Source organism: Curtobacterium sp. Curtsp22, from assembly GCF_059492135.1.
This window is the reverse complement of the sequence record NZ_CP168519.1, coordinates 630,130-643,347: the sequence shown is the minus strand read 5'-3', so window position 1 is coordinate 643,347 and position 13,218 is coordinate 630,130. Positions and strand designations below refer to the sequence as shown.

The following is a 13,218-nucleotide window of genomic DNA, read 5'->3' as shown; positions in this document are numbered from 1 at the left end:
CCATTGGCCTCCCCAGCGAACAGGAGGCGGCCGGAGCGTGCCGAGGACCGAGACCACGAGCCGGACCGCCCCGCGGCGACGGACCCGCACCCAGCGACTGACGGACCGTGCCCTCGCACTCGACCCCGGGCTCGTGAAGACCGACGGTGCCCTCCGCACGCTCGTCGCCGTCCCGGCCGGCATGGCCGTCGGGTACGCGATCGCGACGGCGTTCGGCCTGCCGGCGATCCTCGGCGTGATGATCGGAGCGATGCCGGCCTTCATCACCTGCCTGGTCATCGTCGACCCGAGCACGGGCCGGACCGCCGCGCGCACCGGGGCGGTCCTCGTACCGTTCGTCGTCGCACTCGCCGGGAGCATCGCCCTGCAGCCGCTCCGGCTCCTCGAACTCGTCCTCATCGTGGTGCTGCTGTTCGTGCAGTTCGCGGCGGCCTCGTGGGGCGTCTGGGCGGCGGACGCGGCGATCGTCGGGTTCGCCGGGTACCTCTGCGGACTCCTGCTGCCCCTGCCCGAGACGAGCGTCGTCCCGCTCGGGCTCGTCGTCGCGGGCTCCCTCGCCGTGACGATCGTCGTCCGCCTCCTGTTCCGGCCGGACCCGCACCGGGCGCTGCTCCGGACCCGTCGCGGGTTCGTCGCCCGGGGGTCCGACGTGCTCGAGGCCGCCGCCGCGGTCCTGGCCGCCGGAGCCGTCGGCGCTGCCGCGGACGACCAGCGCGCCCGCCGCCGTGCCCTCCGCCGGCTCGGACGCGCTCGTGACCGGTACCACGAGATCGCCCTGACGGTCGACGGCATGCTCGCCGCGAGCGGGGTCGACGCCGACACCACCGCCGAGGAACTGCACCGCCTGGTGTTCGACACGCACTTCGCGATCGACGAGCTCGGCCGCGCGGCCGGGGCGCTGGTCGAGCAGGGCGCGCCGTCGGACGTCCGGCACGCCGCGCTCCGGGCCGTCACGCTCGTCCTCCGACACGGCGGCAGCCACGGCCATGAGGCAGCGCACACCCTCCTCGCCCGCTACGGGATCACGGCCTCGGCGGCCGACGACGGATCCCGAACGACCGCGATCGTCCGCCGCATGGCCGCCGAGTTCGCCGACCTGCGGTCCGCCGGACTCCGGTGGCGCGAACTCCGCGACGAGCTGCCCCGCCACGGTGCCGGCGTGCCCTTCGCCACGCCGGTGATCCTCGCCGGCGGGCGCCCGGCCGGAGCCGTGCCGGTCGTCGCGGACGCCGTCGCCGAGGGGCCGTGGCGCCGCTGGCACCTCACCGCGTCGCTCCGGACCGCCGTCCACGCCGCCATCGCCGTCGCGATCGTCGAACCGCTCGCCCTCCTGCTCGACGGCAGCCGGTTCTACTGGGGCGTCATCGGCGTGATGATCGTCCTCGCCGGCACGAACACCACGCACGAGCGGATCCGGAAGGGCCTCCACCGCGGCGTCGGGACGGTCGTCGGGGGAGCGGTCGGGATCGTCCTCGTGCACCTGCTGGGCACGACGCACCCGTGGGTGACGATCGTGCTCGTGTGCGTCCTGCTCGCCGTCGGCACGTACGGCTTCGGCGGCGTGTACTCGCTCTGGGCCGCCTGCCTCGTCGTCGTCCTCTGCCAGGTGTACGCGTTCTCCGGCACCTTCACGGACTCCCTCATCCCGATGCGGCTCGCCGAGAACCTGCTCGGTGCCGCGGTCGCGGTGCTCGTCAGCGCGGTCGTCTTCCCGATCGCCACCCGTGCCGTCATCCGGCGCGCGGTGCGGCGGCAGCTGGTCGCGGTCCGCGCGTTCGTGCTCGCGCTGGTCGGGGTCGAGGACGACGACGAGGCGGACGCGGCCGACACGACGGAGGCGGACCGCGCCTCCCGTCAGCTGCGCGCCCGGTCGCGCGCGGTCGACGCCGCCACCTACCAACTGGACGCCGTCCTGCGTCCGATGGTCCGCTTCCCGACCGGCGGGCCGGCGCGCGCCGACGCCAGGACGCGCACCTCCCTGCAGGCGGCCGCGACCTTCGCGCGCGAGGCGGCCGGGAGGCTCGGCTCGGCCCCGCAGGACCCGCCAGCGGCCCTGCGCGGTGCGGCCGACCGCCTCGCCGCCTCGATCGCGCAGCTCGCCGACGGCATCGTGGCCGGGCCCCGGTCCGCCACGCCGACGGCGGTCTGGGTCCGGGTCGGCGACCAGCTCGACGAGGCGGTGGCCGCCGCCTCCGGACGGCCGGACGAGCGGGCGATCGCGACGGCCGCGCACGCGCTCGGCCGGATCGACGAGGCGCTCGCGCTGCTCGCCGACCGCCACCGCGCGACGGTCGTCGGGGCGATGTCGGTGGGTCCTGGCATCATCGCCGTGTGAGCAAGCAGGACGGACGCAACCGACTGGTGTCCGACGCGCCCGTCGACGACGTGACGGCGAGCGTGCTGCACGTCGACATGGACGCCTTCTTCGCCTCGGTGGAGCTGCTCGACCGGCCGGACCTCCGCGGCCTGCCGGTGATCGTCGGGCACGACTCCGACCGTTCGGTCGTCACGGCCGCCACGTACGAGGCCCGCAAGTACGGCGTGAACTCCGCGATGCCGATGGCCGTCGCCAAGCGCCGGTGCCCCGCGGCGATCATCGTCGAGCCGCACTTCGAGAAGTACCGCGCGAAGTCCGACGCCGTGATGGCCGTCTTCGACCGCTTCACGCCCCGCGTCGAGAAGCTCGGCATCGACGAGGCCTTCCTCGACGTCGCCGGAGCGATCCGGCTGTACGGCACCCCGTGGGAGATCGGTCGGGCGATCCGCGCGGCGGTGTTCGCCGAGACGGGCCTGCACTGCTCCGTCGGCGCCGCGTCGACGAAGTTCGTGGCGAAGCTCGCGTCGAGTCGGTCGAAGCCGGACGGCCTGCTCGTCGTGCCGGCTGCCGACACCGTGGCGTTCCTGCACCCGCAGCCCGTGTCGGCGCTGTGGGGGGTCGGCGGCAAGACGCAGGAGACCCTCGAACGACGCGGCATCCGCACCGTGGGGGACCTCGCGACGACGCCACTGGGCTCGCTCGTCTCCGCGCTCGGTCCGGCCGGCGGTCAGCGCCTGCACGACCTCGCGTGGGGCCGCGATCCGCGTGTGGTCGAGAGCGGCGTCGGCGAGAAGTCGATCGGGCACGAGGTCACCTTCGGCCACGACCTCACCGAGCGCGACGACGTCGCCCGTGAACTCCTGCGCCTCGCCGACAAGGTGGCCGTGCGACTCCGACGGGCCGACGTCCAGGCGCGGACGGTGGCGCTCAAGGTCCGCTACACCGACTTCACCACGCTGACCCGGTCCCGCACCCTCGCGGAGCCGACCGACGTCGCCAAGCGTCTGCACCGCGAAGCCGTCGAGCTGTACGACGTGCTGCACCGGCCGGGCAACCGGATCCGGCTCATCGGGGTCCGTGGCGAGAACCTCGTGCCGGCGGCGGCGAGCAACGCGCTCTGGGACGACGACGCGCCGTGGCGCGAGACCGAGACGACGATCGACGCGGTCGCCGCGCGCTTCGGCGCGGGCGTGCTCCGACCGGCATCCCTGGTGCGCGGCACGCCCGAGGGGCACGTCCCGCACGCTCGGCAGGACGAAGGGTGACGGTAGAATCTCGTGCAGTGAGCGCAGCCGAGTACACCGATCAGCCAGGGGCGGGGGACCAGCCCGCGGCCCTGTGGGACGACGGCACCGCAGCGCCTGAGCACGCGGTCGTCGCCCACGACGAGGCCGTCGCCGCTGCCGAGGCGGCGGGCAACTCGGCTGTGCAGAACCTGTCGCCGGCCTTCCCGGACCGCGCCGCGTGGGGCACCGCGTCGAAGCTCCGTGCCTGGCAGGTCGAAGCGCTCACCAAGTACTTCGAGACCGAGCCGCGGGACTTCCTCACGGCCGCGACGCCCGGCGCCGGCAAGACCACGTTCGCGCTCCGGCTCGCCACCGAGCTCCTCGCCCGCGGCACCGTCGACCGCATCGTCGTCGTGGCCCCGACGGAGCACCTCAAGCGGCAGTGGGCGGACTCGGCGGACCGCGTCGGCATCCGGATCGACCCGATGTTCAAGAACGGCGACGGCATGTTCGGCCGGCACTACCAGGGCGTGGCGATCACGTACGCCCAGGTCGGCATGAACCCCGAGGTCCACCAGAAGATCACCGCCGGCGGCAAGACGCTCGTGATCCTCGACGAGGTCCACCACGGCGGCGACGCCCTGACCTGGGGCGACGGCATCAGAGAGGCGTTCTCGAAGGCCACCCGTCGCCTGTCCCTCTCCGGCACGCCGTTCCGCTCGGACACCGCGCCGATCCCGTTCGTGCAGTACGCCCCCGACGAGCAGGGCATCCGCACCTCGATCTCCGACTACAACTACGGCTACGGGCGTGCCCTCAAGGACGGCGTCGTCCGCCCGGTGCTCTTCATGGCGTACGCCGGGCAGATGCGCTGGAAGACCCGCATGGGCGACGAGATGTCGGCGTCGCTCGGCGAGCAGGTCACGAAGGACATCACCGCCCAGGCCTGGCGCACGGCGCTCTCACCCGAGGGCGAGTGGATGCCGGCCGTCCTCTCCGCCGCCGACAAGCGCCTGACCGAGGTCCGCCGTGGTGTGCCCGACGCCGGCGGCCTCGTCATCGCCACGGACACCACCACGGCCCGCGCGTACGCCCGCATCCTGCAGCAGATCACGGGGGAGCGGCCGACGGTCGTCCTCTCCGACGAAGCAGCGGGGTCCAGCCGGATCAGCGCCTTCGCCGAGGACACCTCCCGCTGGATGGTCGCCGTCCGCATGGTGTCCGAGGGCGTGGACGTGCCGCGGCTGTGCGTCGGCGTGTACGCCACGAGCGCGAGCACCCCGCTCTTCTTCGCCCAGGTCATCGGCCGCTTCGTCCGGGCCCGACGGCGCGGTGAGACGGCGAGCGTGTTCCTGCCGAGCGTGCCCGGGCTGATGGCGCTGGCGGCCTCCCTCGAGCTCGAGCGCGACCACGCCCTCGACCGCCCGAAGGACGCCGACGACGGGATGTACAACCCCGAGGACGCGATGGTCGCCGAGGCCAACAAGGAGGACCGCGCGTCGGAGAGCCTGCTCGAGGTCCAGCCGTTCGAGGCGCTCGACTCGCAGGCGTCGTTCGACCGTGTCCTCTACGACGGCGGCGAGTTCGGCAGCGGCGGCGAGGTGGGCTCGCTCGAGGAACTCGACTTCATCGGTATCCCGGGGCTGCTCGAACCCGACCAGGTGCGCGACCTGCTCCGAGCACGCCAGGCGACGCAGGCGAAGCGAGCGAAGGGCCGTACCCCGAAGGACGGCATGCCCAAGGCAGCCGCCCCCGCACCCGAGGACCGCCCGATGTACCAGACGATCAAGGAGCAGCGGTCCGAGCTGCACCGGCTCGTCTCGATCTGGTCCCGACACGCGAACGAACCGCACGGGGCCATCCACGCCGAACTCCGCCGCATCAGCGGTGGCCCGGCCGTGGCGCAGGCGAGCATCGAGCAGATCCAGAAGCGCATCGACGTGCTGCGCTCCCGCATCGGCGGCCGCCGGTGAGCACCGCGTGATCGAGGCCGTCGACGACCGCACCTGGTACGTCAAGCGCGACGCGGAGTCCTCGCCCGAGGCGATCATCGACCGCTTCGGCGGGGGCTACCGGCTCCGTCGGTTCTCGCTCACCGAGTCCCGCCGGACGCCCCACGGGGTGTACACGGGCGTCGAACTCGCCGAGACCGCGTGGTGGCGGCTCCGCGACAGGCCGCGGACCTCATGACATCGCAAGCCGAAGTCGGGTAGACCGGGGGAATGGCAGACTCCATCCCTCACGTCCTCGTCCTCGGCGGCGGCTCCGCTGGCTACACCACCGTCAAGCAGCTCCAGAAGCACGCAGCGACCGTGCCGATGCGCATCACGCTGGTGGACCAGAACACGTACTACACGTACCTGCCGTTCCTGCCCGAGGTCGCCGGTGGCCACATCGCCCCGAAGGACGTGACCTTCGAGCTGCGCCGTGCGCTCCGCAAGACCCGGGTCATCCAGGGCAAGGTCACCGGGATCTCCTCGGCCGACAAGACCGTCTCGATCGCCACGGCCGGCGGCGACGACCGCACGCTCGGTTACGACCAGCTCGTCGTCGCGCTCGGCTCCGTCACGCGCACGTTCCCGACGCCCGGGCTCGAGGAGTACGGCGTCGGCTTCAAGAGCGTCGAAGAGGCCGCCTACGTCCGCGCGAAGCTCCTCGACAACATCGCCAAGGCCGCTGCCACCCGCGACGAGGACGAGCGCCGCAAGCTGCTCACGAGCATCTTCGTCGGCGGCGGGTACACCGGCGTCGAGGCGATCGGCGAACTGTTCGACGTCTCGCAGGCCGCCATCAAGACCTACCCGTCGCTCGCCGGCGAGCACCCCCGCTGGGTCCTCATCGACGCGCTCGACCGCGTCGCGCCCGAGGTCGGTCCGGAGCTGTCCAAGTGGACCCTCGAGTCGCTGCGTGCCCGCGGCATCGACGTCCGCCTGAAGACGACCATGCCGAGCTGCGAGGGCGGCGTCGTGAAGCTCTCCGACGGCGACGAGTTCGCCACCGGCCTCCTCGTCTGGACGGCCGGCGTGAAGCCGAACCCGCTCCTCGACGCGTCCGACCTGCCGCGCGGCCCGAAGGGTCACCTCGCCGCGAACGCAAAGCTGCAGGTCGAGAGCGAGGACACCCACGAGGTCGTCCCCGGCGTCTGGGGCCTCGGCGACGTCGCGCAGGTGCCCGACCTGACGGCCGAGAAGCAGCCGGCGTACTACCCGCCGAACGCGCAGAACGCCGTCCGCCAGGCCGTCGTGGCCGCGGACAACGTGGTCGCGACGATCACGGGCAAGCCGCTCGAGGAGTACCGCCACCCGTCCATCGGCACCGTCGCGTCGTACGGTGTCGCGAAGGGTGCGGCGAACATCAAGGGCATCAAGATGACGAACCTCCTCGCGTGGCTCGCGCACCGCGCCTACCACGTGTACGCGATGCCGACGCTGAACCGCAAGGTGCGCATCGTGATCGGGTGGGTCACCGGGGCCGTGTCGGGTCGCGACGCGACGTCCCTCATCAAGGAGACCGACCCGCGCCGCACCTTCGTCGAGGCGTCGAAGTCCTAGACGCGCGTTCCTGACGGACGGGAGGCGCGGTGCCGGCTGGCACCGCGCCTCCCGTCCGTCGTCCGGTCGCGCCGACACGCGTGGTGCGGCAGACTGACTCCCTCGGTGCCGCCGCACGGAGGTCCTGGAAGACACCGCACGTGACCACCACCATCTCCTGCCCCCGCTGCCGAGCCGTTCGCCGCCCCACCGGGGTGCACCGCTGCCCCGGACCGGACGACCCCGCCCGAGCGCTGGGCGTGGGCAGCAGCGTCGCCGTGGTCCTGGACGTGCTCGCCGGTGTCGGCCGACCGTTCCTCGTCGGCGGCGTGGTCCGCGACGCGCTGTTCCGTGCGTCCGGGCGCGCGGTCCCCGTCGCCGACGACCACGACGTCGACATCGAGGTGCACGGCACGGACACCGCCTCGGTCGTCGACGCGCTGCGCGCGGCGGGAGCCGTCGTCGTCACCACGGGCGCGCGCTTCGAGGTCCTCAAGGTCGTGGTCGAGGGCGTGCACGTCGACGTCGCGGTCGTGCCGGGGAACGCCGACGACGACGGGCTCGCCGCGGCCGCCGCCCGTCGCGACTTCACGGTCAACGCGGTCGCGTGGGACCCGGCGACGAACGAGTACGTCGACGCGGTCGGTGGGATCGACGACGCTGCCCGGGGTGTGCTCCGACACACCTCGGACCGGTTCGGGGACGATCCGCTGCGGGTGCTGCGCGCCGTGCAGCTGGTGGCGCGCTTCGACCTCGTGCTCGACCCGTCGACGGTGGACGTCGCCCGGTCGCTGGTGGACGCGTTCCCGTCCGTGGCCGCGGAGCGGGTCTGGCCGGAGATCCGGAAGGCGGCGCGGGGCGACCACCAGTCGCGGGCGCTCCAGGTGCTGCACGACACCGGGTGGGAGGGGCACCTCCCGGAGCTCGCCGCGGTGCGCGACGTGCCACAGGACCCGCGGTGGCACCCCGAGGGGCCCGTGCACGTGCACCTGGGGCTCGCGGCGGACGCTGCTGCCGCTGCCTGCACGGCCGACGGCGTCACCGGTGAGGACCGCACCGTCGTGGTGCTCGGCGCGCTCCTGCACGACCTCGGCAAGGCGGGCGACGGGACGCAGCGGGAGCGGGACGACGACGGCACGGTCCGGGTCCGCAGCCTCGGGCACGAGGTCTCGGGCGCGCGGGCGGCGCGGGACCTGCTGCGTCGGATCGGTGCGCCGCGCACCCTCACCGAGCGCATCGCCACGATCGTGCGTGAGCACATGGTGGTGCACTCGACCGACGGTGCGGCGCCGTCGGTGCCGGCAGCGCGCCGACTGCTCCGTCGCCTGGGCGGGTCGATGGCGACCGCCGAGTGCTGGGCCCGGGTGTGCGAGGCGGACTCGCAGGGGCGCGGCTCGGCGTCGGGGCCGTCACCGGCATGGGCATGGCTCGCGGTCATGCGTGCCGACGAGGCCGCGGGACCCCGGGTGCGCCTCGTGACCGGGCGGGACCTCGTCGCGGCGGGGCTCGCGCCGGGGCCGTGGTTCCGGGAGGTCCTGGACGCCGCGGCCGAGGCGCAGGACGAGGGGCGCTTCGAGGACGCGGCGGGTGCCCAGCGCTGGTTGCGGGAGCGGCTCAGTCCGCCACGGTGATCGTCACCGTGGCGGACTCGGTGGACGTGCCCGCATCGTCGCGGTAGCGCACCGTGATGGTGTGCCGACCCGGCGCCAGCCCGGCGTCCCCGCGCCGGATGTGCCCGCTGAACCGGCCCTCGGCTCCGGTCGACACCGTGCCGACGAGCGCGCCGTCGACGGCGACCTCGACGTCGGTGTCCGCCCAGCCGGTGATCGTGACCGGCAGCGGGCCGCTCGTCGCGGTGCTCCCGTCGGCGGGGTCGGTGATGGTCGGGACGAACGCGAAGGGGGCGCTGCTCGTCGCCGCGGAGGTGTTCCCGGCGGCGTCCCGTGCGGTGGCGCGGATCCCGGTGGCGGTCGGGGTGAGGCCGTCCACCGCGACGCGCCAGTGACCGTCGGCACCGGTGGTGGTCGACGCGGTGGCCGTGCTGCTCGTGCCGCCCGTGCCGCTCGTGCCGCTGGTGCCGCGGACGACGGTGACGTCGACCGTGCTGCCGGCCTCGGCGGTGCCGGAGAACACCGGCGGGGTGGTGTCGGTAGGCGTCCAGGTCGTCGCGATCGTCGGCGCCGCCGGAGCCGTGGTGTCCACGGTGACCGTGACGACCACGGGGACCGAGGTGGCGTGGTCCGGCGTCGTCGCGGTGATGCCGACCCGTTCGACCCCGTCCCCGGAGAACCGCAGCGTGGTCCTCCACGTGCCGTCGGACCCGGCGGTGGTCGCGGCGGTCAGGGTGCCGGAGCGGACCTCCACGCGGCTGCCGGGCGTCCCCTCCCCGGTGAGCTCGACGGTCCGGCTGGCGACGAGCATCGTGTCCTCGGCCGGGACCGGGGGAGCGGAGCGCGGCAGCTGCGGGTCGACGCCGCCGGTGGTCGAGGATCCGCCGGTTCCCGATGACGTGGGGTTCGCGCTCGGTTCGTCGGTGCGGAGCCCGGGCGTCGAGGACGCCCCGGCGGAGGAGTCCCCGAGGACCGTGTCGACGACGGGGGTCGGAGCGGTCGGGACCGTCGTCGGTGCGCCGGAGTCGTCGGGACCGGGCGACGGCACGGGACTCGGTTCGGCGACGTGGGCCGGGGCGGTGCGGTCGGCCGGTGCGGGGTGCTCACCTGACGGCGCCGGGACGCCCGCGGGACCTGGTGCGCGAGCGCCGGCGGTGGACGTGCCGGTCGGGTGGCCGTCCGACCACGTCCCGGCGACCGCGACGACGGTCGTGACGACGACGAGCGCTGCGACCACGCCGACCACCCCGGTGACCGGCAGGGGCGCTCGGCGAGCAGCACCCGTCGCCGGGGCCGAGCGAGCGGGGGACACGGCCGCCGCGGCGGGGGCGTCTGCATGCAGCACCGCGTGACCGATGCCCAGACCGACCACCGGCGGGAGGAGTGCCGCCGCGATCCGTCCGGCGAGTCGGCGCGTGTCCTCGAGCACCGGCGGGCAGTGCACGCAGTCGCGGATGTGCGCCTCGAGCTGACGACGGTCGCGCGCGGTGAGCGTGCCCGCCTCGTAGGCGCCGAACGCGGCCAGTCGCCGACGGCACTCGTCGGGCAGGCCGTCCGTCGCGAGGTGTTCCTGGACCCAGGCCGCGCGGAGCGCCCGCCGTGCTCGGAACGCCAGGGACGAGACGGCGCCGGGCTGGAGGTCGACCAACGGGGCGACGTGTCGAGGTCGCAGTCCCTCGACCTCGGTGTACCAGAGCACGCTCTGCCACCGTTCGGGCAGGGTGCTGAACGCTCGCCCCAGGGCCGTGCGGTCGGCGGCGCGGGCCATCTCCGTCGCCGCGTCGGCGCCGGAGTCCTCGAAGGCGTCGAAGTCGACGTCGGCGTCCGTGTGGCGGGCGCGTCGGCGGAACTCGGTGTTGGCGACGTTGCGGATGACCGTGTACAGGTACGGGCGGAAGAGTTCGTCGGGACCGGCCCCGCGTTCGATCGCACCGATGACGTTCGTGAAGGCCTCGGAGGCGACGTCCTCGGCGTCCGAGGAGCCCACGAGTCCGATCGCGTGCCGGACGGCGGCGCGGTGGTGCCGGCTCCACAGCGCTGCCACCGCCGACCGGTCGCCGTCACGCGTCGACCGGATCAGTGCAGCGTCACTGCCTGGCTCAGGGGCACCGCGCACGTCGTTCGTCTCCTCGTCCTGGGTTCACCGGCTGGGCGGTGCAGTCCATCTGAACACACCGCTCTCGGATGCGAGGAGTCCGGGTCGGACGTTTCATCACGCGACCTCGGTGCATCCGACCCGTGAGGACGGTGTCACGCCCGTGTGGCGGTGATCACGAGGTTCTGCGTCGACGGTGAGCCGTCCGGGTGTTCGAGGCAGGTGATGAGGAGCAGCCGGTCGGGGACGTCGCCCCACACGTCGGCGTCGTCGGCGATGCGGTCCTTGTCCACCAGGGTCGAGCCGGTCACCGTGTACGCCACGCCTGCGACCGTCACCGCGGCGCCGTTCGCGACCCGACTCCGACCCCGATCGACGTCCGTCAGGAAGTTCCCCGGGGCGATGCCGCCGCCCCGCAGGGAGTGCATCACCACGACCACGGTGCCCGAGGCGGCGTGCTCGGGGGTGACCCCGACGTCGCGGACCAGGTACGCCGACCGGAACCCCGGCGGCGTGATCCTGCCGCGCACGGCGTCGAGTGCACCGAGCGGGACGTCGAGGTGCACGGACGGGACGCTGAGGCGTCCGGACCCGCTGGACGTCGCTCGGGCTCCGGGAGCGCTCGCGACGGGTGCCTCGAGCCGGACGGGGTCGCCGTGCATGTCGCGCGCGGTGCCGGGTGCCGTCGAGTTCGTCGCGGTGACCACCCCGCCGACCCCGAGGCCGAGCATCGTGACCGCGCTCACGGCGGCGAGGACGAGCGGGAGTGAGGACGGTCGTCGACCGGATCGGACGTGCACGGTGTCTCCTCGATGGGTCGGTCGTGGTCGGGGCAGGTCGCGCGCTGGATGTGCGGACCGGTGGGCGCTTCGGGTGCTGCCCACCGGCCCGCGCGCCGGGTCGTCGTTCGGGCGACGGACCCGGCTGGACTCCGCCCGACGCTGGGTCGTCGTGGGGTGCGGGCGGGGCCGCGGCAGGGGTGCCGCGGCGACGGGTCACGGTCGCGTTCGTGCGCGCGTACGGGCGGCCAACACGCCGAGGACGAGCAACAGGGTCATGCCGCCGCTGCCGAGGAGCGCGACGGACCACCAGGGGGCCGTGCTGTCGGACGTCGTCCCTCCGGTGTCGACCGCCGCGCCGATCGCCGTGGGCACCGGCGACTCGGTCTCCTCGTCTGCGGTCGACGCACCCGGCGTCGCGGTCGGCCGGACGGTCGGCTCGGCGGTCGGGGTCGGCGCGACCGCCGCCGGAGCGGTCGGGGTCGGCGTCGGGGTGGGCTCGACCGTCGCCGGAGCCGTCGGCGTCGGGGTCGGCGTGCTCGTCGGTGCCGTCCCGGCCCCCGAGGCACCGCCACCCTGGTGCACGACCGTGCCGCTGACCGAGGAGTCGTCGTCGCCGTCGATGCTGATCGTGGCGGTGTTCGTGTAGGTGCCCGCCAAGCCGCCGTCGGTGACCCGGGTGGCGAAGTGGACGTCGTAGAAGTACCCCTGGCGCGCGGTGAACGTGACGCTCCCGGCCGTGCTGGCGTAGTCCTCTCGAGACGCCGGCGCCCATCCGGTGAGCCCCTCTCGCCCGTCGTCCCAGGTGGTCGTCCGGTTCGTCTGCCAGAGCGTGGCGAAGGGGTACCCGCGGAAGCTGGTGAGGAGCTCCTGGTCGGGACCGGGGGTGTCGGTGACCGTGATGCGCTGGCCGTCCCGCATGCCGTCGGCGCCGGAGCCGATCGCCACTGTCCACTCGACCACACCCGCGGCGGCGTCGTAGCTGCCCCACTTGCCGCTCGTCCGGCCGGTGAAGGTGCAGTCGACGGTGCACGTCCCGGGTCCGGTGCCGGGCTGTGCGGGTTCGACCGTGGTCGTCACGGCGGTCCCACCGACCTGGTAGGTCGTCGGGGTGGCGGACTCGGTGGTGGTCTCGACGGTGACCCAGAACGAGAACGATCCGTGCAGGTCGTTCGGGTGGGCGGCGACGTAGGCGCTGTCGACGGCGCAGTCGAGCTGGGTCGAGGACACGGTGCACCGTCCCATCGCGGAGCCGTCCGGTGCGAGCAGGGGGAACCCGTCGGAGCGGCCCTGGAGCTCGGGCGGCAGGTCCACCACGAAGCCGGCCGGGGTGGTGGGGGAGTCCGGCAGGGACCACGTGCCGGAGAGTTCGGCGGCGCTGCCGGACGTGACGGTCTGGGACGTGAAGCGGAGACCGTCGATCGTCGCGTTCGTGGTGTACTCGGCGGCGGCGGACGCGGGGACCGCAGCGCTGATGCCGGCGGCGATGGCGGCCACGGCGGCGATCCCGGCCGCGAGGAGGACGGATCCGCGTCGGTCGCGGGATCGGACAGGGTGGTGGTGCATTCGGCTCTCGGGTTCCTGCGGCAGCCAGGCCCGCGGCACCGAGCGGGGACGTGGCCGTCGACTCGGGTCATCGGGTTGCGGTGCCGAAGGTGAGA

The 13,218-nt window shown here is 73.9% G+C and carries 9 protein-coding genes; 6 read left to right on the top strand and 3 right to left on the bottom strand.

All coding sequences use genetic code 11. The features are described 5' to 3' along the window. Nucleotides 1-37: 37 nt before the first annotated feature. The 6 genes from ACEN8D_RS03110 to ACEN8D_RS03085 all read left to right on the top strand — a co-directional run bounded on the left by ACEN8D_RS03110 (nt 38) and on the right by ACEN8D_RS03085 (nt 8,704). Entirely contained in the window at nt 38-2,335 is a 2,298-nt protein-coding gene (locus ACEN8D_RS03110) for an FUSC family protein (RefSeq protein ID WP_495601148.1), read from the top strand. Further along, entirely contained in the window at nt 2,332-3,582 is a 1,251-nt protein-coding gene (gene dinB, locus ACEN8D_RS03105; protein ID WP_413399531.1) for a DNA polymerase IV, read from the top strand. Before ACEN8D_RS03110 ends, dinB begins: the two co-directional genes overlap by 4 nt. A gap of 17 nt (nt 3,583-3,599) precedes the next feature. Further along, nucleotides 3,600-5,516: a DEAD/DEAH box helicase gene (locus tag ACEN8D_RS03100; RefSeq protein ID WP_374115176.1), complete on the top strand. Its 1,917-nt coding sequence runs from the start codon at nt 3,600-3,602 to the stop codon at nt 5,514-5,516. A 7-nt stretch (nt 5,517-5,523) separates the two neighbouring features. After that, complete coding sequence (locus tag ACEN8D_RS03095; protein ID WP_070419019.1) at nt 5,524-5,733, top strand: hypothetical protein; 210 nt, start codon at nt 5,524-5,526, stop codon at nt 5,731-5,733. Nucleotides 5,734-5,765: 32 nt separating this feature from the next. Beyond that, nucleotides 5,766-7,094, top strand: a complete 1,329-nt coding sequence (locus ACEN8D_RS03090) for an NAD(P)/FAD-dependent oxidoreductase (RefSeq protein WP_071296325.1) — start codon at nt 5,766-5,768, stop codon at nt 7,092-7,094. A gap of 140 nt (nt 7,095-7,234) precedes the next feature. Further along, nucleotides 7,235-8,704, top strand: coding sequence for an HD domain-containing protein (locus tag ACEN8D_RS03085; RefSeq protein WP_413461806.1), 1,470 nt, complete (start codon nt 7,235-7,237; stop codon nt 8,702-8,704). On the opposite strand, the gene ACEN8D_RS03080 is transcribed toward ACEN8D_RS03085, so the two are convergent. The 3 genes from ACEN8D_RS03080 to ACEN8D_RS03070 all read right to left on the bottom strand — a co-directional run bounded on the left by ACEN8D_RS03080 (nt 8,688) and on the right by ACEN8D_RS03070 (nt 13,123). Beyond that, the gene (locus tag ACEN8D_RS03080) at nt 8,688-10,727 is read right to left on the bottom strand and encodes a sigma-70 family RNA polymerase sigma factor (RefSeq protein ID WP_413461807.1); all 2,040 of its coding nucleotides are present in this window, start codon (nt 10,725-10,727) and stop codon (nt 8,688-8,690) included. The genes ACEN8D_RS03085 and ACEN8D_RS03080 overlap by 17 nt on opposite strands. Before the next feature lie 206 nt (nt 10,728-10,933). Then, nucleotides 10,934-11,578 (bottom strand): class F sortase, encoded by a 645-nt coding sequence (locus ACEN8D_RS03075; protein WP_413400228.1) that lies wholly within the window; start codon nt 11,576-11,578, stop codon nt 10,934-10,936. A 195-nt stretch (nt 11,579-11,773) separates the two neighbouring features. Next, nucleotides 11,774-13,123: a collagen binding domain-containing protein gene (locus ACEN8D_RS03070; RefSeq protein WP_495601147.1), complete on the bottom strand. Its 1,350-nt coding sequence runs from the start codon at nt 13,121-13,123 to the stop codon at nt 11,774-11,776. Nucleotides 13,124-13,218 lie beyond the last annotated feature (95 nt).

Bases quoted from the DNA above. Each gene is read 5' to 3' on its own strand.
- ACEN8D_RS03090 (WP_071296325.1), top strand. From the start codon at position 5,766: ATGGCAGACTCCATCCCTCACGTCCTCGTCCTCGGCGGCGGCTCCGCT.
- ACEN8D_RS03070 (WP_495601147.1), bottom strand. From the start codon at position 13,123: ATGCACCACCACCCTGTCCGATCCCGCGACCGACGCGGATCCGTCCTC.